The sequence below is a fragment of the Mesorhizobium sp. GW821-FHT04C10 genome (assembly GCF_059420305.1).
Genome location: NZ_JBWKTL010000001.1, coordinates 285,261 through 309,702, shown reverse-complemented (window position 1 = coordinate 309,702; position 24,442 = coordinate 285,261). Strand labels below are relative to the sequence as shown.

Genomic DNA, 24,442 nt, shown 5'->3' with positions numbered 1-24,442 from the left:
GCCAATGCGGATCAGGCCGAATTTCCCTCGAGCTCTCGGCGCAGCGCTTCCACCATCGCCACCAGTGCCGGTCCGATTTCGGCATGCGCGCGTTGCTCGGTGATGATCTCGCCGATGCCGCCGCAAGTGATGGCGACCAGCGGCGAGCCGTCTCGCGGACGAAACGGCACGCCGACCGCGTGGATGTAGCTGTGCCAGGCGCCGAACGAGGTCACGTAGCCAAGCTGGGCGTACTGGGCGATCGCCTCCTCGATCGCCGTGGCGATCATCGCTGCCTTGTCGGGCTCGGCCTCCTGCAGCGCCCGTACCAGGCTGGTCCGCTCCTCGGGCAGAAGTCCCGCCGCATAGGCCAGCCCCATCGAGGTCTTCCAGATCGGCAGATAGGAGCCCGGATTGAGCCGCAGCGTGACCAGGCTCTCCGACCGGCAGTTGGCAAGATAGACCATGTTGAGGCTGTCGCGCGTGCCGATCGCCACCGCCGCACCGGTCAAGTCGGCCAGCGGCTGCATCAGCGGCCTTGCGATGTGGACGACGGCGCTGGAGCTCAGCGCCGAATAGCCGAGCGCCACGGTCGCCGGGCCCAGGCTGTAGCGGCCGAGCTCCTTGTCATAGAGCAGATAGCCGAGTGCGCTGAGTGTGTAGGTGATGCGCGAAACCGTGGCCTTGGGCAGTCCGGTGCGCGCGATGATGTCCTGGTTGCCAAGCGAGGCGTCGCCTGGCCGGAAGGCGCGCAGGATGCCGAGCCCCCGCACCAGCGACGTCGAAAGCTGCGCGCCTTCGCCATCAACTTCCGTCTCGTCCCGGGTCGCTCGCTTGCGCACGCTGGCGGTCTTTCTGGCGGAATGCCCACCTGTCGGGCCGGTCTTGCCGGCGCGGTGCAGTCAAAAATGAAATTAAATTCCATTTATATTGACAGCCGCTTTTGCAGCCTGTCAATATGCCCCTCGATGGTATCTTCCAGCGCCTTGTGCCATCTTACGAAGCCCGTCCTTGTGAAGGTAGCCACGTGTCCCGCTATATTTTGCGCCGGCTTATCGCGATGCCGTTCCTGGTGCTTGGCATCGTCACCATCGCTTTTCTGATCACCACGGTGACCAAGGGCGATCCGCTGACGGCAATCGTCGCCGAACAGCAGATGAGCAATCCCGAAGTGGTCGCCGCCGCCAAGGCGCGCTGGGGCTTGGATCGTCCTCTGCCCGAGCGCTATATGATATATCTCGGCAATCTGCTGAGCGGCGACCTCGGCACATCCTTCATCACCAAGCGCAATGTCGGCACTGATATTCTCTATCGCCTGCCGGCAACGCTGGAGCTGGTCTTCGCCGCCATGATCTTCGGCACCACGCTCGGCATCGTGCTTGGCGTGCTGGCCGCCTATTTCCGCAACAGCCTGATCGATCACGGCGCGCGGCTGTTCGCTCTGTTCGGCTCCTCGCTGCCGGTGTTCTGGTCGGGCCTTGGCCTGCTGTTCATCTTCTCGGTCATGCTCAACTGGCTGCCGGGGCCTGGCCGGCTCGATGCCCGGCTGCCGCTGCCGCCCGGCGTCACCGGATTCCTGACCATCGATTCGCTGCTGGCCGGCGACCTCACCGTCTTCAAGGACGCTGTGTGGCATCTGCTTTTGCCGGCTTTCGTGCTCGGCTGGACGGTGTCTGGAACCATCTCGCGGCTGGTGCGCGCCAACATGCTCGATGTGATGAGCCGCGAATTCGTGCTTACCGCACGCGCCAAGGGCGCAAGCGAATTCCGTGTCGTCATCGTGCATGCGCTGCGCAACACCATGGTGCCGACCTTGACCGTCATCGGCTATTCCTTCGCCTATCTGATCACCGGCGCGGTGCTGACCGAGACCATCTTTTCCTGGCCCGGCATGGGTTCCTATGCCGTTGAGGCGGCCCGCGCGCTCGACTTCCCGGCCATCATCGGCGTCACCATTGTCGGCGGCCTCGCCTTCCTGGTCACCAACCTCGTCACCGACATCCTCTATGTCGTGGCCAATCCGCGGGTGAGGTTGAGCTGATGTCGGCCGTCGTCACCAAATCACGCTCCGCCGGCATTCCCGAATGGCTGACCGCACCGCTGGTCATCGGCACGGTCGTCATCCTGTTCTGGCTGTTCATGACCGTGTTCGCCAATCTGGTGGTGCAGTTCGATCCGCTTGAAATGGTCGCGCGCCGCCTGCAGCCGCCGAGCTGGGCGCACTGGCTGGGCACCGATGCGCTCGGCCGCGACGTGCTGGCCCGCACCTTGCACGGGGCGGCGCATTCGCTGCCGATCGCGGTTCTGGTCGTCGTCTCCGCCGTGGTCATCGGCTCGCTGCTCGGCGCCATTTCCGGCTTCGTCGGCGGCCTGACGGGCGCGGCGATCATGCGGCTGGTCGACGTCACTCTGTCCTTCCCGCCGATGCTGCTTGCCATGGCCGTCGCGGCCTCGCTCGGGCCGGGCCTCGGCAATGCGGCCATCGCCATGGTGCTGGTCTGGTGGCCGGTCTACGCCCGCCTGATGCGTGCGCAGGTGCTGGAAGTGAAGGAGCGCGAGCATGTCGAGGCGGCGATCGCCGCAGGTGCTCGGCCAAGCCGCGTCCTCTTCAAGCACATATTGCCACTCTGTTGGACGCCGGTGCTGATCAGCGCGACCATGGACCTCGGCCAGGTCGTGCTGCTTGCCGCATCGCTCTCCTTCATCGGCCTTGGCGCCACGCCGCCAACGCCCGAATGGGGCTCGATGATCTCCGACGGCGCCGTCCATTTCTACCAGTGGTGGATCGCCTTCGGCCCCGGGATTGCCATCCTCACCATCGTGCTCGGCTTCAACTTCATCGGCGACGGCCTGCGCGACATTCTCGATCCAAGGTCGGACTAGACGATGAGCGCACAGCTATATTCAGCGCGTTCCGGCGCGGCCGGCAAGGCGGGTGAGCGCGAGCCGCTGCTGTCCATTCGCGGTCTGCGGGTCGGATTCCGCAAGGCGGGCAACCAGTTCGAGGCCGTGCGCGGCATCGACCTCGACGTCGCCAAGGGCGAGGTCGTCGGCATCGTCGGCGAGTCCGGCTCGGGCAAATCGGTCGGCATGCTTGCCGCTCTCGGCCTGACCTCGAAGAACGCGGTCGTGACCGGCTCTGTCCGGTTCAAGGGAGAAGAACTGGTCGGCAAGCCGGCGCGCGAGATGCGCAAGATCAGGGGTGCGCGCATCGCCATGATCTTCCAGGATCCGCTGTCCTCGCTCAATCCTGTCATGACGGTCGGCGCGCAGATCGCCGAGGCGGTCAGGCTGCATCAGCGCCTGACCCACAAGCAGGCCATGGCGCGCGCGGTCGAATTGCTCAATCTTGTGGCGATCCCGCAGCCGGAGCGCAGGGTCAGCCAGTACCCGCATGAATTCTCCGGCGGCATGCGCCAGCGTGCGGTCATCGCCATGGCGGTGGCCAACGATCCTGATCTGTTGATCGCCGACGAGCCGACCACGGCGCTCGACGTGACCGTGCAGGCACAGATCCTGACGGTACTGCGTTCGCTGCAGGAGCGGCTCGGCCTCGGCCTGGTGCTGATCACCCATGACCTCGGCGTCGTCGCCGGCCATGCCGACCGGGTCGCGGTGGTCTATTCCGGCCGTGTCGTAGAGCAGGCTGATGTGTCGGAGCTGTTCGCCGATCCGCGCCACCCCTACACCCGCGGCCTCATCGCCTCGATCCCCAATCTGGAGGAAAGCCGCGAGCGGCTGTTTTCGATCGATGGCTCACCGCCGGCGCTCGGCCGTCTGCCGGGCGGCTGCGCCTTCCATCCGCGCTGCATCCATGCCGAGGCGCGCTGCCGGATCGAGGATCCGCCGCTGCACGATATTGGCGGCCGCTTCTCGGCCTGCCATTTCGCGACCACCTTGCCGCCCTTCCACGGCGTCTCGCCGGCGGCGGCAGGCCTGGAGACTGGAAGCGTGACCCCATGAGCGCAGTGGCCGAACACAAGACCGACGCGGCATCGGACACAGCGCCTGCGCTGTCGGTTCGCCATCTGGTCAAGGACTTCCCGGTTCGCGGCGGCCTCGTCTTCGACCGCGCAATTGCCCATGTGCGGGCGGTCGCCGACGTCTCCTTCGATGTGGCACCGGGCGAGACGCTGGGCCTGGTCGGCGAATCCGGTTGCGGCAAGTCGACGCTCGGACGCTGCCTGATGCGGCTGATCGAGCCGACCAGCGGCGAAAGCTGGTTCCGCGGCCAGAATCTTCTGGCGCTGAACCATGAGGATATGCGCCTGATGCGGCGCTACATCCAGCTCGTCTTCCAGGATCCGTACGGTTCGCTGCATCCGCGCATGCGCATCGCCGACAACATCGCCGAGCCGCTGCGCATGAGCGACATGTCGAAGGCCGACCGTCGCGCGCGCGTCGCCGAGCTGCTCGAACTGGTGCGGCTCAATCCCGAGCACGGTCGTCGCTATCCGCATGAGCTCTCCGGCGGCCAGCGCCAGCGTGTCGTCATCGCCCGCGCGCTCGCGCTGAACCCGCAGGTGGTGATCCTTGACGAGCCTGTCTCGGCGCTCGACGTCTCGGTGCAGGCCGGCGTGCTCAACTTGCTGAAGGACATCCAGCAATCCTTCGGCACGTCCTATTTATTCATCGCCCACGATCTTTCGGTCGTGCGCCATATCTCGCATCATGTCGCCGTGATGTATCTCGGCAAGATCGTCGAGATCGCGCCGGCGGCCGAACTCTATTCAAGAGCACTGCATCCCTACACACAGGCGCTTCTGTCGGCCGTGCCGCTCGCCAATCCCGAGAAGGAACGCAAGCGTGAGCGGATCGTGCTGTCGGGCGACGTGCCGAGCCCACTCAATCCGCCATCGGGCTGCCGCTTCCGCACACGCTGCTTCAAGGCGCAGGCGATTTGCGCGTCCGTCGAACCGCCGCTCGGACCATCAGGCGAAAGGCACCGCGTCGCCTGCCATTTTCCGGAACCCGTCAACGCCTTCAAGGCTGTCTGACGGGCCGCAAGGCCAGCCGCCGCCGCAAAGGATTTTGATCGTGACTGAAGACCACTCCAAGGATGCCGGCCAGGCAAGCCGTCCGCGCCTGCCGCTCGAAGGCATAAAGGTGCTCGACCTCTCGCGCGTGCTCGCCGGTCCATGGGCAACGATGAGCCTTGCCGATCTCGGCGCCGAGGTCTGGAAGATCGAGAACATCGATGGTGGCGACGACACCCGCGCCTGGTCGGTGCCGAGCTACAAGGGCGTCTCGACCTACTATCTCTGCGCCAATCGCGGCAAACAGAGCATCGCGCTCGACATGAAAAGCCCTGAAGGACTGGCGATCGTACGCGAACTGGCGGCCAAGGCCGACATCGTCGTAGAGAATTTCCGCTCCGGCACGGCGGACCGTCTTGGCGTCGGCTTTCAGGAACTCAGCGCGTCCAATCCGCGCCTTATCTACTGCTCGATCTCCGGCTATGGCCAGACCGGGCCCGACGCCGGCCGGCCCGGCTATGACTTCGTCATGCAGGCCGAAAGCGGCCTGATGGCCATCACCGGCGAGAGCGACGGCGAGCCGATGCGCGTCGGCGTCGCCATCACCGACATCGTCTGCGGCATGGTCGCGACGCAGTCGATCCTGGCTGCCCTCTATGAACGCACCACCACCGGCAAGGGACAGTTCCTCGACCTGTCGCTGATCGACTGTGCGCTCAGCCTGCTCATCAATGTCGGCAGCGGCTACCTCAACACCGGCCGCGAGGTCGCCCGCTACGGCAACGCGCATCCGACTGTTGTGCCCTACCAGATATTCGAAGCCTCCGATGGCGGCTTTGCGTTGGCGGTCGGCAATGACAAGCAATTCGCCGCGCTGTGCGAAAAGGTCGTCGGCTTGCCGCACCTGGCAAAAGATCAGCGCTTCATCAAGGCGGGGGCGCGTGCCACCAATCGCGAAGCGCTGATCCCCGAATTGGCGAAGGTCTTCAGGACCAAACCGCGCGACCATTGGATGGCGGCCTGTGCCGCGGCCAGTGTGCCAGCCGGCACGGTGAAGTCGATACCAGAGGTTTTCGACAGCCCCAATGTCCGCGAGCGCGGCCTCGTCCAGACCTTGCCGCATCCGCATCTGGGTTCCGTCGCCATGGTGCGCCCCGCGCAGGGGCTGGCCGCCCAGCTGACCGCCGACTTCACGGCACCGCCGATGCTCGGCCAGAACACAGCCTCTGTGCTGACCGACATCCTCGGCTACAGCCCCGAGACCATCGACCAACTGGCCGGCTCCGGTGCCATCGGCATCTACACGCCCGCCGCCGAACCTGTTCCCGCCTGACCTTTCACGGAGCCCGCCATGTATCCTGACGTCCATCTCCACATAGACGGCTCGTGGCGCCCCGCTCGCGACGGCCGCACAATGCCCGTGATCAATCCGGCGACGGAGGCCGAACTCGGTTCGCTCGCCCATGCAGGCATCGACGATCTCGACGAAGCGCTCGCCGCCGCCGCGAAGGGGTTCGACGCCTGGCGGCGCGTCTCGCCTTTCGACCGCTCCAAGCTGATGCGCAAGGCCGCCAACCTCCTGCGCGAGCGCAACGAACATATCGCCACGCTGATGACGTTGGAGCAGGGCAAGCCGATTGCCGAATCGCGCATGGAAGCGTTCGCCGCCGCCGACATCATCGACTGGTTCGCCGAGGAAGCGCGCCGCGCCTATGGCCGCATCGTGCCGGCGCGGCTTGAGGGGGTAAGCCAGTCAGTGGTCAAGGAACCTGTCGGCCCGGTGGCTGCCTTCACGCCGTGGAATTTCCCGCTTAACCAGGCGGTGCGCAAATTGTCCGCCGCTTTTGCCGCCGGTTGCTCGATCATCATCAAGGGACCGGAAGAAACGCCGGCTTCGCCCGCCGAACTGGTGCGCGCCTTTGTCGATGCCGGCCTGCCCGACGGTGTCTTGAACCTCGTCTACGGCACGCCGTCGGAAATCTCCGCCTATCTCATTCCACATCCGGTGATCCGCAAGATCTCCTTCACCGGTTCGACGCCTGTCGGCAAGCAACTGGCGTCGCTCGCCGGCCTGCACATGAAACGCGCGACGATGGAATTGGGCGGTCACGCGCCGGTCATCGTCCTGCCCGACGCCGACCTCGACCGCGCCGCGCGCGCGATGGTGGCGTCGAAATTCCGCAATGCCGGCCAGATCTGCGTCGCGCCGACGCGCTTCCTCGTCGATCACGCCGTCTATGATGATTTCGTCGGCCGCTTCGCCGAGGCGACAAGCCGGATCAAGGTCGGCGACGGCCTCGCCGAAGGCACGACCATGGGCCCGCTCGCCAATCCTCGCCGCGTCCAGGCGATGGAAGAACTTGTCCACGACGCCGTGCAGAAAGGCGCAGAGCTCGTCACCGGCGGCAAACGCATCGGCAATTCAGGCTATTTCTTCGAGCCGACCATCCTGTCTGGCGTCGGTACCGACGCCCGCGCCATGAACGAGGAGCCGTTCGGCCCGCTGGCGCTGATGACGCCGGTGAGCGGGCTGGACGAGGCTCTGGCCGAAGCCAATCGGCTGAATTATGGGCTCGCCGCCTATGGCTTCACCCGCTCGGCGGCGAGTGCCGCGAAGATGTCGTCGGGGATCGCCAGCGGCATGGTGTCGATCAACCATTATGGCCTGGCGCTGCCGGAGGTTCCGTTCGGCGGCATCAACGATTCCGGCAACGGCACCGAAGGCGGCGCCGACGCGCTGGAGAGCTATCTGAACTCGAAGTTCGTCTCGCACCTGCAGGTCGACTGAGCAATTCCAGGAAAAGTGTGAGACGGTTTTCCGTCCGGAATTGCGTTGAGCCGAAGAGACTGACCTGACCGGTTACTTCTGCTGGCCGTAGGTCTTGTAGCGCCCACGAATGGCGGCAAGCTCGCCGCCCTCGATCAGCACCGGCGTGCCGGCGCCGCGTGCGAGCAGATATTGCCGTGCCAGGGTTTCAAGCTTGATGGTGCGGATCAGCGCCGTGTCGAGATCGCCAGCGAAGGCGATCATGCCGTGATTGGCAAGCAGGCAGGCATTGCGGTCCTTGAGCGCTGCGACGGCAACTTTGGCCAGTTCGCTTGACGCAAACAGCGCATAGTCCGAACAGCGCACATCGTCGCCGCCGAAACCCGCCACCATGTAGTGGAACAGCGGCAGTCCTTCGCGCAGACAGGACAGCGCCACGCAATGGTCGGGATGGGCGTGCACCACGGCGCCGGCCTCCGGGAAAGCCTTGTAGATCTCGGCATGCATCTCCCATTCGCTCGACGGCTTGAAGGCGCCGTCCCAGGATCCGTCGAGCCGCATCGCCACCATCTGTTCCGGCCGCAGCGCGCTCGTGGCAATTCCCGTCGGCGTGATCAGCATGCCGCTTGCCGTGCGTACGCTGATATTGCCCGTGGTGCCGACATTCATCCCGCTGGCGTCCAGCGTCTCGGTCGCGGCGATCAGTTTGGCGCGTACGGTTTCGGTATTCATCACGAAGTCTTTCCAGTCCTTGGCTCGATGGTTGGCTTTGCCGGTGGCCATGTGTCGATCGCGGGCGCGATGGTGGTGGCCCGCGTCATGTCCTGCAACACATCGGCGAAAATGTCGGGGCCGCCGAGCTTCCCGGATTTCAGCATCATCGCCAGCGGATCGTCGGGCAGGCCGGGGACGTCGGCGATGGCGCGCGACAGGCCGGGGCCTTCATAGGCGCCCATGGCTATGCGGGTGATGCCGAGCGCCTTGACCACGGAGCCGGCTGTCTCGCCGCCGGCAACGACCAGCCGCCGCACGCCGAAATCGCGCACCAGGATTTGCGCAATCCCGGCCAGTATCTCTTCCGCCCGCGCCGCCACCGCGTCGCGGCCATGCGCCTGCTGCAACGTCTCGACCGTCGCTTGCGGTGCGGTTGTGGCAATCGCGATCATCGCACCGGGCAGATGCCGACCTGCAAAGGCGCGCGCTTCCGCGACGACGTCCTTGCCGCCAAAGGCCTCGGCGAGATCGATCGTCAGCACCGGATTGTTTTGCGCGAAGCGTTCGAGCTGTTCGATGGTGCGATCGGCGACACTGCCGGCCAGTACCGCTGCCGGCCCATTGACTGCCGGCAGGCTGGCCGCAACGAGATCGTCTCGGTTCAGCAGCCCGTATGCCATCCAGGCTGGCGGCAGATGCGCCACGACCGAGGAGTTGCCGGTCATCAGCGGCAGGTCGAAGGCGGCTTGCGCGATCGCCGCCAGGTCGCGCTCGCGCAGCGTATCGGTAACCAGCAGCGTCTCGCCGCGCGCGCTTTTCTCCCGCACGGCTTCGCGGATGGCTTCCGGGCCGGCATCGATGGTGAGCCAGGGGACCAGCCCGGCTCTGCCCTTGCTTTGCGCCTGCAGCACGCGGACCAGGTTGGAATCCGTCATCGGCGTAAGCGGATCGAAGCGCTTGGGCGACTCGGCCAGCAATTGCGCACCGCCGAACATATGCCCCTGGTAGACGGTGCGGCCGGTCTCGCACAACGCCGGCGTGAACAGCGTCATGTCGCCGCCCAGCCGTTCGAGCAGCGCTTCCGCGCAGGGGCCGATATTGCCGGCGGGCGTGGAATCGAAGGTGGCGCAATATTTGAAGAAGATCTGCCGCGCGCCCGCTTCGGCCAGCCGGTCGGCGGCCTCGAGCACCTGGCGTACCGCCTCGCCGGCGGCGATGACGCGGGTTTTCAGCAGGATCACATGGGCAAGATTGCCCGACGGGATCGCCGCTTCGAGCCCGACCGTACAGCCGGTCGGAATGCCCCTGGCCACCAGCATCGACGCCAGTTCGGTGCCACCGGTCAGATCGTCGGCAATGGCGCCGAACAACAGGGTACGCGTCGACGCGGTCATGCGCTTCGTCTCATTTTTGCGTGTCCGACGTCGATGGTCAGGCGGCTTGTGATATCATATACACAGCCCGCTCGACTCAGGCGACGCCTGCGCCCCTGCAAGGACGGAGACTGGATGTGACTGCTTCCATCGCGCCGATCGCGCGCGACAATCTGACGACACGCGTCTACGAAGAGCTGCGCCGCGCCATGATGGAAGGCCGTTTCTGGCCCGGCCATCGCTTCAAGATCCGTGACCTCGCCGCCAGTCTTCAGGTTTCCGAAACGCCGGTGCGCGAGGCGTTGATGCAACTGGTCCGTGAAAAGGGCCTGGAGATGGAGGCGGGCCGGTCGATCACCGTCGCCCAGCTGTCGCTCGCCCAATATCTGGAGCTGCGCAGCATTCGCCTGCATCTCGAAGGCATGGCCGGTGCCGCGGCGACGACGCGCATCGAACCGCGCGAGATCGACCGCCTGACGGCGGTGCATGAGAGGCTGATCGACGACGAGGACAATGGCCGCTGGTTCGAGGCCGTCCGCGACAACTGGGAATTCCACCACTCGATCTACCAGGCCGCGGGCATGCCGGAGCTGCTCGCCATCATCGAGGGCATCTGGCTGCGCAACGGCCCGCTGGTCAACTACCAGTACCCGAACGCCAGGCCGACCTATGACGGCCGCCACCGTCATCTCGACATACTCGACGCGCTGCGGGCGCGTGACGAGAACGGTGTGCGCAAGGGCATCCAGCAGGACATGATCGAAGGCGGCCGACTGCTGGTCAAGGTTCTGGAAAGGCTGAACGACGGTTCGGTCACGCCGGAGGAACTGCGCCGCGCCGCGCAGAACGGCCGCCTGGTCTCGGCGGCCGGCTGAGCGATCCTTTCTCCCCAAACGCATCGGCACCGGCTCACGCCACCTGCGCAGCCGCGGCCATGCCGGCATCGGCGGCCTGAAGCGCAAGGTCGACGTCCCGGGCGGTGTGCGCGGCGCTCAGGAACATGTTGTGCCGGGGATGGAAATAGGCGCCTTCGCGCAAGGCGGCCGAACAGAAGGCATCGGCCTTCTTGAACTCGGCATCGCCGTCGAACAGCACCATCGGCATCGACACTGGCCCGGTCTGGCGAAGCGAAAGGCCATGTTTCCTGGCGGCAGCGTCGAGGCCGGAGCGCAACCGCTCACCGGCGGCATTCATGCTGGCGATCGCATTGGAGTCGCGCAGCGTCTTGATGGTGGCGATCGCCGCGGCCATGGCGACGGCGCCATACCAGAACGAGCCCGTCACATAGACTTTTGTCGCGGCCTCGCGGAACCGGTCCGTGCCGGTGATGGCGGCCAGCGGATAGCCATTGGCGATAGCCTTCGAGAAGGCGGAAAGGTCCGGCCGCACGCCGAGGGGCTCCCAGCTGCCGGCGAGATCGATGCGGAACCCGGCCCTGACATCATCGACGATCAGCGCCGCGTCGGCGGCCGTGGTGAGTTCCCGCGCGCGCCTGGCAAAGGCGGCGGTCGGCAGTTCCTGGTCGCGGGCGACGTCGTGCCGGAAGGCGGTGACGACGACAGCGGCAAGATCATTGCCGGCCTGCTCGACGGCGGCTTCCAGGCTGGCAACGTCATTGTAGTCGAAATGGATCAGATGGGCGCGATCCTCGGCGGTGACGCCGGCGAGCGAGGGCGTGCACCACGGGACCGCGCCGTGATAGGAGCCGCGCGCCACCAGCACCTTGCGCCGGCCGGTGCCGGCGCGCGCTATGGTCACGCAGGCCGTGGTGGCGTCGGTACCGTTCTTCTGCAGCATCGCCCAGTCGGCATGCGCCACGGTCTTGACCAGCAGTTCGGCGAGTTCGACCAGCACTTCGCCCGGGCCGTTCATGGCGTCACCCAGGCTGCGCTGCCGCGCCGCCGCTTCCTCGACCGCGCGATGGTGATGGCCAAGGATGTTGGGACCCCAGCTGCACATCAGGTCGATGTATTCGCGCCCATCGACATCCCAGACCCTGCAGCCGTCGGCGCGCTCGAAGAATTGCGGATAGGCGGAGCCGAGATAGCGCGTGGACATGTGCCCCCACATGCCGCCCGGAATGACCGAGGCCGCGCGCTCGCGCAGCATCTGGTCCTTGGAGTTGATCAGGGAAGGCATGGCGAGGTCTCCACTCATTGATATATCATATATTAGTTTTGAATACTGGAAGAACAGGATTTTGCGATCTTCCAGAGGGGCAGAAACGGGAAGGCGGTCTTGCGCCTCCCCGTCATCTTTTCGCTCAGTGGCTGAGTTCGGCCAGCGGCAGGTTGCAGCAAGCGCTGTAGCGCACGCCCTTGACGTCGGACTTGTAGGCCAGGATCAGGTTCGGGCTGACCAGCGGCAGGATGACCCTGTCCTTGATCATCTCCTCGCCGGCTTGATGCCAGAGCTTGGCGGCCTCGTCGCCGCTCGCGGCGAGCGCCGCCTTGTAGAGCTCGGACTCCCTCGGGTTGAGCACCGAAGGCTCGCGTTCCGCGCCGGCGCGCCGCGCCCACGGGCTGCCCTTGGTCATGGCGAAATACTCGATGTACTGCGAGGTGCCGTAATAGTCCGGCGCGTAGAACACCGCGGTCATCGGGATGCCGTCGCCATTGATGCGTTCGCGCCAGTTGGCGAAGGGGATCGGCTGCAGATCGAGCTTGATGTTGACCTTGGCCAGGTCCTGCTGGACCTTCTGCATCAGGAGCGACAGGTCGACGCCATAGACGTTCATGCCCGGGAACGCCGCTTCCATCTCGAAGCCGTCGGCGTGGCCAGCCTTGGCCAACAGTTCCTTTGCCTTGTCGAGATCATAGGGCTGTGCCTCGAAGCCCGAGCCGCCGGGGAAGCCGAGCGGGATCGGTGCACTGATCAGCTGGCCCTCGGAGCCGATGGTGAAGTCGAGGATGCTCGGACGGTCGAGCGCAAGCGAGATCGCCTCGCGCACCTCGGGCGTCAAGGGCACCTTGTTGGCCTTGGCGCCGGGCGACAGCGCGACATAGATGAAGTTGTAGGACGGCACGGTCTCGATCTTGACGTCGCTGCCCGTCATCGTCTTGGCGGTATCCGGGTCGATCTGCATGGCGATGTCGGCGGTGCCGCTCTGCAGCATCTGCGCCTGCGCCACCGCATCCTTGGTCTGGCGGATGACGACTTCGCTCAGTGCCGGCGCCTTGCGCCAGTACTTGTCGTTGCGCACCAGGCGCACTTCCGAGTTGGGCTCATAGGATTTCAGCACGAACGGCGCGCTCCCGGCCGAATGCGCCAGGAACCAGGCCTCGGCATTGTCCGTGGTCGAGGCGTCCGCACCGGCCTTGGCGCCGGCCTCGGAAGCAACCTTGCTGTTGACGACAGCCGTATAGGGCGCCGCCGCGATATTCAGGAATTCCGAGCTCGGCGCGACCATCTTGACGACGACCGTATGTGCGTCCGGCGTCTCGATCGAGGCGACATTGTCCATCAGGAACGAGGCGCTGCCCTTGAGGTTCTTCAGCCGCTCCCACGACCATTTCACGTCCTTGGCTTCGACCGGCGAACCGTCCGAGAATTTGGCGGCCGGGTCGAGCGTGAAGGTGAAGCTGGTCTGGTCGGCATTGCCTTCCCACTTGGAAGCCAAGAGTGGGACCAGCTTGTTGTCCTTGTCCAGCGTCAGCAGTGATTCATAGACGCTGGAATTGTAGATCTGGCAGGTGTCGCAGAAGGCGCGGTGCGGATCGAGCGAGTTGAGGTCGATGTTGCGCGCGATGACCAGCGGCTTCTCGTCCTGAGCGAAGGTCGACGGCGCCCAGAGGGCGCTGGTGGCCATAAGCACGGCCGCCAGCATCGTCGCCCTGGTCTTGGTTCTCGGTAGGATGTTCATGTCAGTTCTCCCATTTTCTTGTCGGATCTTTGTGGCAATGCATCAGCTCTACCCGCTCACGCCGGTGAGGGATCGAAGAGCGGCCTTGAGCTTGTCAGCGCCGCCCAGTGCGGCCCGGTTGAGCGGGGCCGATACGACGGGAGCCGAAAGGCTGCCCGTCACATGCAGGACCTCGTGGTCGAGATAGTCGAACACGCGGTCCTGAATCTCCTGTGTCAGCCGTCCGCCGAGCGACAGCCCGCGCTGTACCTGCTCGACGATGGCGACGCGGTTGGTCTTGCGGATGGAGGCTTCCACCAGCTTCCAGTCGAGCCCGGTCGGGTCGAGGCTGCGCAGGTCGATGATCTCGGCATCGACGCCGGTCTCCTCGGCCACCTGCCTGGCGACGGACACCATGCTGGCCGAGGTGAGCAAAGTGCAGGCACTGCCTGGCCTGACGATCTTCGCCTTGCCGAGCCGCACGCAATAGTCTCGGTCATCGGTCGGAACGGGCCCCTCGCTCGGGAACAGTTCGACATGCTCGATGACGACGACCGGGTCGTCGCATTTCAGCGCCGAATTCATCAGGCCGACATAGTCGAAGGGCGTCGTCGGTGCGACGATGCGCCAACCGGGATAGAGTGCGAACAGGCCGGACGGGTCACCAGAATGCTGCGAGCCGTAGCCGGTGTGCGGCGAGACGCGCACCCTGATCACGATCGGGACCGGGAAGCCGCCGCCGAACATGTGCCGCACCTTGCTGACCGCATTGAAAAGCTGGTCGGCGGCGACCAGGCAGAAGTCGCCGAACATGATCTCGACGATCGGCCGCAGGCCGCACAGGGCCGCGCCCAGCGCCACGCCGACGAAACCGTTCTCGGCGATCGGCATCGCCAGCACGCGCTCCGGCCAGCGCTCCAGCGCGCCCTTGGTGGCGCCGGAGACACCACCGCGCAGCCGGTGCACATCCTCGCCCATGATGATGATGCGCGGGTCCTGCTCCATGGCGCGCGCGATCACTTCCGATGCGGCAACCATGAATTTGACCGGCCTGGTCTCGGCCGGCGGCACATCCTCGATCTCCAGGAAGCGTTCGTCCTTGAGTTCCGAAAGGTCGCCGCGGATCTGGTTGTCGACTTCGTCAGGGCTTGGCCACAGATGGTCGGGAATGCGCAACGCGTTGCCGCTCATTTCGGTCAGCGAGTCGGCGGCGGTATTGACCACCTCCACGACGCGCTGGTCGAGCGTAGCGAGGTCGGAGGCATTGAGGATGCCCATCGTCTTCAGCCGCGCGGCCATCGTCGTGAGCGGGTCGCGCGCCTTCCAGACGTCCTCCTCGGCGCGTGTGCGATAGCCGAATTCGCTGCCCGGCCGCGCGCCGCTCTGGTGCAGGAAACGGTAGCAGAGCGCCTCGACCAGGACCGGCCCGCCGTCTTCCTCGATGGCCCGGCGCGCCTCGCGCATGGCGTGATGGACCGCCACCACATCCATGCCGTCGCATTCGATGCCGCGAAAGCCCAGCATCGGACCACGTGACGCCAGCCGCGTCTCGCGCGTCTGTTCGTTGACATGGGTGGAGACGGCGTAAAAATTGTTCTCGGCGAAGAAGATCACCGGCAGCCGGTAGAGCGCGGCGATGTTCATCGCCTCATAGGCCGGTCCGGCCATCATTGTTCCGTCGCCGAAGAAGGCGACCGAAATGTTGCCGGTGCCAAGCAGCTTGTCGGCCAGCGCATAGCCCGCCGCATGCGGCAGGTTGCCGCCGATGATGGCGCTGGTGCCGGGAATGCCGGAAGCATCGTCGCGCATATGCATCGAGCCGCCGCGGCCGCCGCAGTAACCCGCGTTGAGCCCCATGATCTCGGCCATCAGGCCCCGCACGGACCCCTGCATGTCCGCACTGAAAGCGTCGTGCAGCGGGTTGAAGCCAGCCGGTGTTTGCGCGTTGACGAGCTTGGCCAGCACCTGATGGTGTGCGCGATGCGTACCGTTGATGCGGTCGCCGGTGCCAAGCATCGACATGGCGCCGACGGCCGTCGCCTCCTGTCCTATACTGGCGTGCGCGGGCCCATGCACCAGTCCGGCATTGGCAAGGTCGAGCACCTTTTCCTCGAAACGGCGGATGATCAGCATCTGGTGATACCAGCGCACGAGGTTCGACACCTCGGCGGCGTTCCAGTCGGACTCGTCGACGTCGAGCCGCAACCAGGGCGCCGATGGCTGGATCGCTGTCTGCTGAACCATTTATGCTAGTTCCGTTTCGGTAGATGATATATCAAATATTATCTCAGTCGATTGTGTCAGGCTATTTTCTCGGCACGACAAGTGGCTTGCGGGGTTCGACAGGTAAATGGAATTAAATTTCATTTTCTGCGCGATGCCGAGACTAAGCTGGGACGACGCGGTTCCGCAAGTGGAATTTTGAGGCGCGTGATCGGATCGTTTCGGCGGCACTTGAGGCCACTTGGCGCAGACAGTAGAGGCCGGCTACCGGTCGACCCGGTGCTGGAAAAACTGCAGGAACAATTCCCGCTCGGTGGTGATGTCGAGCTTCTCATAGATGCGCCGGCGGTGGTTCTTGACGGTGCCGACGGTGATGCCGAGGCGCTCGGCGATGTTGGCGGTCGGATGGCCGGCGAGGATCAGCTGCACAAGCTCGCGCTCGCGCAGCGACAGTTCCGGCCACAGGCTCGTCGGGATGGTCGGCTCCTGCCGGGGTGAGGCGCCCGGACCGGTTGGCGCCGACGTGCGAAAGAACTCGCGCCCGCGCGCCTTGATGTCGAGCGCGTGCAGCGCCTCGAACACCGGCAGCCGCTCGTCCAGAAGGGCAATCTCGCTCTCCTTGAACGCGCTGGCCGATCGGTCGAGGAAGATGCCGAGGCACCAGTCGCCGCCATCGGCGAGCATGATGCCGACCTCGTCGCAGATGTCCGATTGCGTCAGGAAGCCGGCTATGTACTGGCCGCGCTTGGCTTCGTCGTCGGCAAGCCGCTTCAGCGGCATGATGCCCAACCGGCGCTCGCGCCGCCAGGAGGCATAGAACGGGTCGAAGACGTAGTAGCTGGCGAGATAGCGTTGGACCATCTCGTCGGAGAAGCGCCGGTGCTTGACGAATTCCGGCGTCTGGGTCGTCGAGTAGCGTGTCACCGTGACAAGGTCGTGATCGATGTCGGCGCCGATCAGATCGATCAGGCAGTCGACATGCTTGTCCGTGCCGGTGGCGGCGATCGCCCTTGCGAGCGGCGCCCAGATATTGCCCATGCGCATGCCTCTTTGTCGGTGACGTGTCCGCGCTCGTCATTGTGCCTTTAGGCATATGGCGCGATCCGCGCGATCGAATCTAGCCTGCGGTCATTCTCGAAGAGGGAAGGCGACCCGTGGACCAGATCACTACCAACCCCATCGTCATCGGCATCGACGCCGGCGGCACCATGACCGACACCATCCTTGTCGATCAGGACGGCCACTTCAAGATCGGCAAGTCGGCGACCACGCCGAAGAACGAGGCCGAGGGCTTCCTCGCCTCGGCGGAGGATGCGGCCGATGCCTGGGGCATCTCGCTGGAACAGTTGTTTTCGGGCGTGAACGTGGTGCTCTATTCCGGCACCGGCATGCTCAACACGCTGTTGTCGCGCACCGGCCGCCGGCTTGGCCTGATCACCACCAAGGGCCTCGAGGACATGATCCTGATGGGCCGCGGCCTGCAGGCCTGGGCCGACTATTCCTATGCCGACCGCCTCCATGCGGTGACGCATCAGCATCCCGATCCGCTTGTGCCGCGCCGCCGCACCCATGGCGTCACAGAGCGCATCGACCAGTTCGGCGACATCATCCTGCCGCTCTACGAACATGAGGTCGTTGCCGCCGCCAGGAAGCTCATCGCCGACAAGGTCGAGGGCATCTGCATCATGACGATCTTCTCGCACGTCAATCCGGTGCACGAGAAGCGCATTGCCGAGATTTGCCGAGAGGAAGTCGCTGCTGCCGGCGCCGATATCCGCGTCTACACCAGTCATGAGGTGCGCCCGGTCATCCGCGAGCAGTCGCGGCTGAACTCGGTGCTGATCGAGGCCTATGCCACCTCGCGTGGCCGCAAGCAGCTCAAGGGCATCGAGGACGTCGCGAAGAAATACGGCTTCAAATACGGCGTGCAGACGCTGCTCTCCTTCGGCGGTCTGACCTCCATCAACCACCCGCGCCTGCACGAGACCATGATCTCCGGCCCGATCGGCGGCATCCTCGGTGCGGCCTATGTCGGCAAGCTGATCGGCAATGATTCGCTGATCTGCTCGGATATGGGCGGCACCTCCTTCGACATGGGCGTCATCACCCGCGGCCAGACCCGGATCGAGAACGAGCCGCTGATGGACCGCTTCAAGCTCAATGTCCCGACGCTGCATCTCGATACGATCGGCGCCGGTGCCGGCATGATCCTGAAGGTCGACCCGCTGACCAGGAAAGTCTCGCTCGGGCCGGAAAGCGCCGGCTCCGACCCCGGCCCGATCTGCTTCGCCAAGGGTGGCACGGAGCCGACCATCGCCGATTGCGACGCCATCCTCGGCCGCCTCAACCCGCACTATTTCCTCGGCGGCAAGGTCGTGCTGCAGGTCGAGAAGGCGAGAGCCGCCTTCGAGGAAAAGTGCTCACGCCTGCTCGGCGTCGGTGTCGAGGAGGCCGCGGAAGGCATGATCGACATGCTGGAGGCCGACGCCAACAATGCGTTGCGCCGCGTCATCTCTGGCCAAGGCATCCACCCCTCGGAATTCACGCTGCTCTCCTATGGCGGCTCAGGCCCGCTGCATCTGGCCGGCTGCTCCAGGGGCATCGGCTTCAAGGACATCATCACCTTCCAGTTCGCCGCTGCCTTCTCGGCCTTTGGCTGCACCACAGCCGATTTCATGCGCCGGCATTCGGTTTCGACGCAGCACGACATTGGCGCGCGCGCCAGCGATGACGAACTGCTCGCCTTCGGCAAGAAGGTCACCAATGTCTGGGACGACCTCACCAAGGCGGCGGTCGACGAGATGATCGAGGACGGCCATGCGCGCGACAAGATCAGGACCGTGCCGTTCCTGATGATGCGCTACACCGGCCAGCTAGAGGACGTCGAGGTGATGGCGCCGCTGTCGGCCATCCATTCGGCCGAAGACATGCGCAGGGTCATCGACGAGTTCGAGGCGGTCTATGCCAAGGTCAACCATCGCGTCTCGCGCTATGGCGAGGCCGGCTTCTCGATCACCGAACTCGGCCTCATCGCCACCGCCGACAAGGTCAAGCCGGTGCTGCTCAAGCGCCCGCTCGGCAAGTCGGATCCGGCGTCCGCCCACAAGGGCGTTCGCGATGCCTATATTGGCGGACGTTGGCACAAGGCCAACCTCTACGAGATGGACCTTCTGCAGCCCGGCCACGAGGTCATCGGCCCCGCCATCATCGAACACCCGGCGACAACGCTCGTCGTTCACCCGCAAGACCGCGTCCATGTCGATGAATGGACGCTGCTGCACTACACCCACGCTTGAGAAGGGCTGTTACCATGCTGGACAAACCCGCCTCCGCGCTGCGCATCCGCGAACGGCTGATCGAATCCGAACGGCTCATGGAAGAGACCGGCTGCTATGACGGCATCACCGACCTCGAACTGCGCAACCAGGACCCGTTGAAGTTCGAAACATTGCACACCAAGCTGCGCGCCTACTGCGTCTCGGCGCGCGAGATGGCCCGCCGCATCTCCGCCTCGCCCGGCGTGCGCGAAGTCGGTGAAATGGTCGTCGCCATCTACACGCCGGAAGGCGATGCGATCGCGCTCTCCAACGGCATCATGGTGCATGTGCACACGATGAGCCGCTTCATCAAATGGATGATCCGCAACGGCTACGAAGAGAACCCTTGCATCCGCGACGGGGATATCTTCGCCAACAACGATGCCTTCATCGGCACGGTGCAGGTGCCCGACGTGATGGACGTTGTGCCGATCTTCCATTCGGGCAAGCTGGTTGGTTGGGCCGGCGCGGTCTGCCACGAACTCGAGGCTGGCGGCATCACGCCTGGCGGCGACGTGGCACTGGCGCAGGAGCGCTTCACCGAGGGTCTTTTCGTCTGCGCCGAAAAGGTCGGCGAGAACGACGAGATCCGCCGCGACTATGTCATCCGCTGCGAGCGCAATCTCAGAATGCCGATCTACTGGGTGCTCGACGAGAAGGCCAAGGTCGCCTCTTGCATCGACATGCGCGAAAGCGTCAAGGCGCTGATCGACGAGATCGGCCTCGACTACTGGATGCAGGTGTCGAAGGAGTTCATCGAGGAAGGCCGCCGCGCCCAGCTCGCCCGCACGCGCCAGCTGACAGTGCCCGGCATCTATCGCGGCCACACCTTCTACGGCCACGTCACCAAGGGCAAGCCGGGCTACCAGCCGCTCGGCGATCCCGACTGGCTCTACAACATACCGATCGAGATGGAGATCACCACCGACGGCAAGATCGTCATGGACTTCGAAGGCACGCAGCCCTGGGGTTACCATTCGATGAACTGCACGCCGGCCGGCATGGATGGCGGCATGTTCGTGACGCTCACCCAGCACATGAATTTCGAAGGCCTGGTCAATGACGGCGCCTGGATGGCGACCGAACTGAAACTGCCGCACGGCACCTGGACCAACCCCGACAACGAGATGGTTGCGACCGCCACCTCATGGGCCCTGCTGCTTCCTGCCTATGGCGTGTTCCAGCGGCTTTTGTCGCGCTCTTTCATCGGCCGCGGTTTTGTCGAGGAAGCCTTCGTCGGCCAGGTCAACAGCCCGATGATCGAGATGGGCGGCACCAGCCAGTACGGCAAGCTGTTCGGCATGGCGCATTTCGAATGTGCTGCCGCCGGTTCCGGCGCGCTGGCGATCAAGGATGGGCTGGACACTGCCTATGTCGGCTGGAACCCTGAATCCGACATGGGAAACATCGAGATCTGGGAACAGAACATGCCGATGGTCTATATCGGCCGCTCGATCGTTCCCAATTCCGGCGGCGCCGGCAAATATCGCGGCGGCTGCTCCTTCCTGTCGACATGGCTGGTCTCGAAGACCGACCATCTCAGGCTGGTTACATCGGAGCATTCCTCGCGTGTGTTTGACAATGGCGGCATGTGCGGCGGCTATCCGGCGCCGACTTGCCAGAAGCATCGCGCGGTGCGCGACTCAAACATCTTCGAACTCGCCGAAAAGCGGGCGCCGCTGGCGCACCACACCGGCACCAACCCGCATCGCTCCGAACTCGAAGTCCGGCTGCAGGGCGAGCACGTCACGATGGAAGGGCCCTACATCACCGCACCGCACAAGACCGGCGACGTCTTCACCCATTCCTACAATGGCGGCGGCGGTTATGGCGATGTGCTGGAGCGCGACCCGATCAAGACGGCGATGGATGTCGAGAACGGCTATCTGACCAAGGAAGCAGCCGAGGGCATCTTCGGCATCATGCTGGACGAGGACGGGGACGGCTACCCCGTCGCCAATCTCGAGGCCACCAAGCGTCATCGCGCCGAGATGCGCGCCAGGCGGCTCGCGCAGGCAAGGCCGGTCTCGGAGTGGATCGCGACCGAACGCGGCCGTGTCGAAAAGGCCGACTTCGCACCCGAGGTGAAGAAAATGTATGCCAGCGCGATCAAGCTGTCGTCGCGCTTCACCAGGGAATTCAGCGATTTCTGGAACGTCGACGCCAAATCGATCTTCATGCCGGGAGCAAAGCCATGACCTCGTACAGCAAGGAAGTCATTGCCGATCTGGTCGCGGGCACGCTGCCCTGGCCGCAGACGCGCCGCGTCATGAGCGCCTACAAGGACGACGACCGTTTCTTCAAATATGTCGCGGTGCTGCAGGACCGTGTAGGCTGGAAAGATCCGATCCTGTTGCCGGTCTCGGATCATCTCTTCATCTGCCAGAGCGGCGACGAGAGGGTGACACGCTGCGAATGCGGCCATTCGTTCGGCGACTATCGCAAGAACTGGAAGCTGAAGGCTTCGATCATCGTGCGCAACACCGAGGAATCGCTGCGCGAAATCTATCCCAACAGCGATATCCCCGATCCGCAATGGATGGAGATCCGAGAATTCATCTGCCCTGAGTGCGGCACCATGCACGAGGTCGAAGCTGCGGCACCCGGCTATCCCATCGTGCACGATTTCGAACCGGATCTTGAAGGCTTCTATCGCGAATGGCTGGACAAGCCTCTTTGAGGGGAGGTGAAGCCGCGAACCGCGTCGACAAACACTCCCGGACCTGATTGCCTGCCCAAACCAACGGAGAACCACGCGATGACAAACCTTTCCGGCCGCAGCGCGATCGTCACCGGCGGGTTTTCAGGCATGGGTTTCGCCATTGCGACGGCCTTGGCGCAAGCCGGCGCCAATGTTGCCGTCGGCTCCTACATCGCGCCAGCGGACACCGACAGATCCGACGCCGCCTACTATCCGGGCGCCGACGAAATTGAGCGCGTGCGATCGGCCCTGTCAGCCTATGGCACCAGGGTTCAGGCCGCTCATCTCGATGTCCGCGACAGTGAGATCACCAGCCGTTTCATCGACGAAGCCGGAGCCGCTATTGGCCCTGCCGACATACTGGTCAACGCCGCCGGCACCACCGCCGAGCAGCCGGTCTGCGGCCATTCCGATGCGCTGTGGGACAAGATCGTCGACACCAACCTGACCGGCGCCTTCCGCGCCACCCGCGCCGTGCTTCCCGGCATGATCGGGCGCGGCTGGGGGCGCATCGTCAACATCGGCTCGACCGCCGCTTCCGTCGGCTGGAAGGACAACCCCGCCTATTGCGCGTCGAAGGCCGGACTTCTCGGACTCACCCGCTGCGTGGCCCTGGAAGGGGCCGCGCACGGCGTCACCTGCGTCATGATCAGCCCGACCTGGGTCGAGACCGAACTGATGCGGCGCAATGTGGCGCAAGTCGTCGAGCGCGAGGGCAAGGGGCGGACGGCGGAAGAAGCCATGGCCGAGATTGCCAGGGGCAACCCGCAGCAGCGCATGCTGCAGCCTCAGGAGATAGCCGCTCTGGCGGTATTCCTGTGCTCGGATCTTGCCAAAGGTATCACCATGGAAAACATACAGATCACCGGAGGAGCCCTGTGGTAGCGTTCTCTTCGCCTGGTCCGGGCGAGCGTGCTGGGTGGGCCACCGGCTGACCTCTCCCCGTTCGCTAAAGCAATTCCAGGAAAAGTGTGAACGGTTTTTCGTCCGGAATTGCTTAAAAAACAAAGAGTTAGAGAAGTTCGCCGTTTCCGTGAAACGGTGAACTGCTCTGATGTAAGACAAGGTGACCGGATTTGCCATTGAGCATGCGGTGCGATAGGTTATATTGCACTGCACAATGGAGATGCCGTTTATTGCACGCCCCTGTTCGCGGATATGCCGGCCGGCTTGCGGCCTGCCGGGCCTGGGTCGCATCGACGGGACTCTGAGATGAAGATTCCAAAGTCCCTGCTGGTCGATCCCGAGAAGAACTCGGTCTATGGCGCGTTTGCCGTTGCCCTCTCGATCTGGGCGTTCTCCTATTCCGTCATTTTCGGCCAGGTGCTGGTCCTGGCCTACTACGCCGTCTGGCTTCCGCTCATTCTGGTCGACTACCGGCGCTTCCTGCGGCAGCTGTCCAGCGCGTGGCTGCCGCTGCTGTTCGCGGCCTATGTCTGCTTCTCCGTCTTCTGGTCGCAGGCACCCGGCATCACCGCCAGGACGGCGATCCAGTACCTTTCCCACATCGCCTGTGCCTATGTCGCTGCGCGCACCGTCAGCGTGCGGACCCTGACGCTGGGCGCGCTGATCGGGATATTCTTCGTCCTCCTCTATTCGCTCAAGGTCGGCGGCTATTCCGAGGACGTGCTTGATGGCACCTACAATTTCGTCGGCGCTTTTGCCTCCAAGAACCAGATCGGCTTTGTCGGCTCCCTCGGCATCTATTTCTCCGTGGTGTTCCTTGCTTTCCTGCGGCGTGGCCGGCTGAGCTTCATCCTGACCGTGCCCGTCGTGCTGTTGTCGGCCTATGTGCTGGTTGTCTCGCATTCCGCCACCTCGATGGCCTCGATACCGGCGGTCCTGGCGCTGATCGCGCTTCTTGCCATGACCAAGCTTTTGTCACGGCGCTATCGCCGGGTGATTTTCCTGGTCGGCGCCGGCCTGATTGTCGTGGTCGCCTTCGTTGCCCTCAATCTCGGACTCATGGACTTCGTGCTTGGCCTTTTCGGCAAGGATTCGACGCTCACCGGGCGGACCTATCTGTGGGAGCAGGGCTGGAACGCCGCGCAGCGCTCGCCGATCCTCGGCGTCGGTTATGCCGCCTATTGGGTGCAGGGTTTTGCCGAGGCCGAGCGGCTGTGGAACGAATTCTACATCACCACCCGCACCGGCTTCCATTTCCACAACACCTATGTCGAGGCGCTTGTCGAGCTCGGCTTCACCGGGGCGGCGATGGTATCGCTGATCATGCTGCGCACGCTTTACGGCCACGTCTCGACGGTGATCTTCAAGGCATGGCAGTCGGAATCGGTGATTCTCTTCGGCGTGATGGTGCTGCTGCTTATCCGCTCCTTCGTCGAGGTCGAGATCCTCAACCCCTACATCATGGGCTCCTTCCTGATGTATTTCAGCTACTTCAAGCTGGCCCGCCTGCCGGTCACCCGCACGCGGTGGTCGCCGGCTTTCGAGCCGGCGGATGCGACACGGGGCGAGCCAGCTTGGCCCCGCAATGTCGGTCGTCCAGCCGCCGACGCATCGTGAGCTCGAGCAATTTCAGGAAAGTGTGAGC

The 24,442-nt window shown here is 64.4% G+C and carries 19 protein-coding genes; 12 read left to right on the top strand and 7 right to left on the bottom strand.

From position 1 onward, the window contains the following. Positions 1 to 11 precede the first annotated feature (11 nt). Positions 12 to 821 carry an IclR family transcriptional regulator gene (locus AC07UC_RS01400; RefSeq protein ID WP_140770050.1) on the bottom strand — a complete coding sequence of 270 codons (810 nt, stop codon included), beginning with the start codon at positions 819 to 821 and terminating at the stop codon, positions 12 to 14. Positions 822 to 1,006: 185 nt separating this feature from the next. On the opposite strand from AC07UC_RS01400, the gene AC07UC_RS01395 reads away from it, so the two are divergent. From AC07UC_RS01395 to AC07UC_RS01370, 6 genes are read left to right on the top strand one after another with little or no spacing between them, the layout of a single operon-like run. Beyond that, positions 1,007 to 2,020 (top strand): ABC transporter permease, encoded by a 1,014-nt coding sequence (locus AC07UC_RS01395; protein ID WP_202324840.1) that lies wholly within the window; start codon positions 1,007 to 1,009, stop codon positions 2,018 to 2,020. Then, positions 2,020 to 2,862, top strand: a complete 843-nt coding sequence (locus AC07UC_RS01390) for an ABC transporter permease (protein WP_494903586.1) — start codon at positions 2,020 to 2,022, stop codon at positions 2,860 to 2,862. Before AC07UC_RS01395 ends, AC07UC_RS01390 begins: the two co-directional genes overlap by 1 nt. 3 nt (positions 2,863 to 2,865) lie before the next feature. Further along, positions 2,866 to 3,942 (top strand): ABC transporter ATP-binding protein, encoded by a 1,077-nt coding sequence (locus AC07UC_RS01385; protein ID WP_140770044.1) that lies wholly within the window; start codon positions 2,866 to 2,868, stop codon positions 3,940 to 3,942. After that, entirely contained in the window at positions 3,939 to 4,976 is a 1,038-nt protein-coding gene (locus AC07UC_RS01380) for an ABC transporter ATP-binding protein (RefSeq protein WP_494903585.1), read from the top strand. The genes AC07UC_RS01385 and AC07UC_RS01380 overlap by 4 nt, the downstream gene beginning before the upstream one ends. 40 nt (positions 4,977 to 5,016) lie before the next feature. Further along, a complete protein-coding gene (locus AC07UC_RS01375) occupies positions 5,017 to 6,288 on the top strand; it encodes a CaiB/BaiF CoA transferase family protein (protein WP_494903584.1) in 1,272 nt (423 codons plus the stop codon). Between the two features lie 18 nt (positions 6,289 to 6,306). Then, entirely contained in the window at positions 6,307 to 7,743 is a 1,437-nt protein-coding gene (locus tag AC07UC_RS01370; RefSeq protein WP_494903583.1) for an NAD-dependent succinate-semialdehyde dehydrogenase, read from the top strand. Between the two features lie 72 nt (positions 7,744 to 7,815). Here the strand turns inward: AC07UC_RS01370 and AC07UC_RS01365 are convergent, their stop codons facing one another. Further along, complete coding sequence (locus AC07UC_RS01365; protein WP_494908876.1) at positions 7,816 to 8,454, bottom strand: class II aldolase/adducin family protein; 639 nt, start codon at positions 8,452 to 8,454, stop codon at positions 7,816 to 7,818. Continuing rightward, complete coding sequence (gene otnK, locus AC07UC_RS01360; RefSeq protein WP_494903581.1) at positions 8,454 to 9,830, bottom strand: 3-oxo-tetronate kinase; 1,377 nt, start codon at positions 9,828 to 9,830, stop codon at positions 8,454 to 8,456. The genes AC07UC_RS01365 and otnK overlap by 1 nt, the downstream gene beginning before the upstream one ends. A 116-nt stretch (positions 9,831 to 9,946) precedes the next feature. Between otnK and AC07UC_RS01355 the strand changes: the two genes are divergently transcribed. After that, positions 9,947 to 10,684: a GntR family transcriptional regulator gene (locus AC07UC_RS01355; protein WP_065005413.1), complete on the top strand. Its 738-nt coding sequence runs from the start codon at positions 9,947 to 9,949 to the stop codon at positions 10,682 to 10,684. A gap of 34 nt (positions 10,685 to 10,718) precedes the next feature. On the opposite strand, the gene AC07UC_RS01350 is transcribed toward AC07UC_RS01355, so the two are convergent. The 4 genes from AC07UC_RS01350 to AC07UC_RS01335 all read right to left on the bottom strand — a co-directional run bounded on the left by AC07UC_RS01350 (position 10,719) and on the right by AC07UC_RS01335 (position 16,917). After that, a complete protein-coding gene (locus AC07UC_RS01350; protein ID WP_494903579.1) occupies positions 10,719 to 11,948 on the bottom strand; it encodes an aminotransferase class III-fold pyridoxal phosphate-dependent enzyme in 1,230 nt (409 codons plus the stop codon). Between the two features lie 124 nt (positions 11,949 to 12,072). After that, the gene (locus tag AC07UC_RS01345) at positions 12,073 to 13,671 is read right to left on the bottom strand and encodes an ABC transporter substrate-binding protein (RefSeq protein ID WP_494903577.1); all 1,599 of its coding nucleotides are present in this window, start codon (positions 13,669 to 13,671) and stop codon (positions 12,073 to 12,075) included. 48 nt (positions 13,672 to 13,719) lie between these two features. Next, positions 13,720 to 15,894 carry an alpha-ketoacid dehydrogenase subunit alpha/beta gene (locus tag AC07UC_RS01340; protein ID WP_494903576.1) on the bottom strand — a complete coding sequence of 725 codons (2,175 nt, stop codon included), beginning with the start codon at positions 15,892 to 15,894 and terminating at the stop codon, positions 13,720 to 13,722. Positions 15,895 to 16,137: 243 nt separating this feature from the next. Continuing rightward, positions 16,138 to 16,917, bottom strand: a complete 780-nt coding sequence (locus tag AC07UC_RS01335) for a helix-turn-helix transcriptional regulator (protein WP_494903574.1) — start codon at positions 16,915 to 16,917, stop codon at positions 16,138 to 16,140. Between the two features lie 110 nt (positions 16,918 to 17,027). On the opposite strand from AC07UC_RS01335, the gene AC07UC_RS01330 reads away from it, so the two are divergent. The 5 genes from AC07UC_RS01330 (at position 17,028) to AC07UC_RS01310 (ending at position 24,414) form a co-directional block, all read left to right on the top strand. Beyond that, a complete protein-coding gene (locus tag AC07UC_RS01330) occupies positions 17,028 to 19,169 on the top strand; it encodes a hydantoinase/oxoprolinase family protein (RefSeq protein ID WP_202324834.1) in 2,142 nt (713 codons plus the stop codon). A 14-nt stretch (positions 19,170 to 19,183) separates the two neighbouring features. Then, entirely contained in the window at positions 19,184 to 21,388 is a 2,205-nt protein-coding gene (locus AC07UC_RS01325; RefSeq protein WP_494903572.1) for a hydantoinase B/oxoprolinase family protein, read from the top strand. Then, positions 21,385 to 21,870: an acetone carboxylase subunit gamma gene (locus tag AC07UC_RS01320; protein ID WP_494903571.1), complete on the top strand. Its 486-nt coding sequence runs from the start codon at positions 21,385 to 21,387 to the stop codon at positions 21,868 to 21,870. Before AC07UC_RS01325 ends, AC07UC_RS01320 begins: the two co-directional genes overlap by 4 nt. A 78-nt stretch (positions 21,871 to 21,948) precedes the next feature. Beyond that, positions 21,949 to 22,776 carry an SDR family NAD(P)-dependent oxidoreductase gene (locus tag AC07UC_RS01315; protein ID WP_494903570.1) on the top strand — a complete coding sequence of 276 codons (828 nt, stop codon included), beginning with the start codon at positions 21,949 to 21,951 and terminating at the stop codon, positions 22,774 to 22,776. Positions 22,777 to 23,103: 327 nt separating this feature from the next. Beyond that, positions 23,104 to 24,414 (top strand): O-antigen ligase family protein, encoded by a 1,311-nt coding sequence (locus AC07UC_RS01310; RefSeq protein ID WP_494903569.1) that lies wholly within the window; start codon positions 23,104 to 23,106, stop codon positions 24,412 to 24,414. Positions 24,415 to 24,442: the final 28 nt, after the last annotated feature.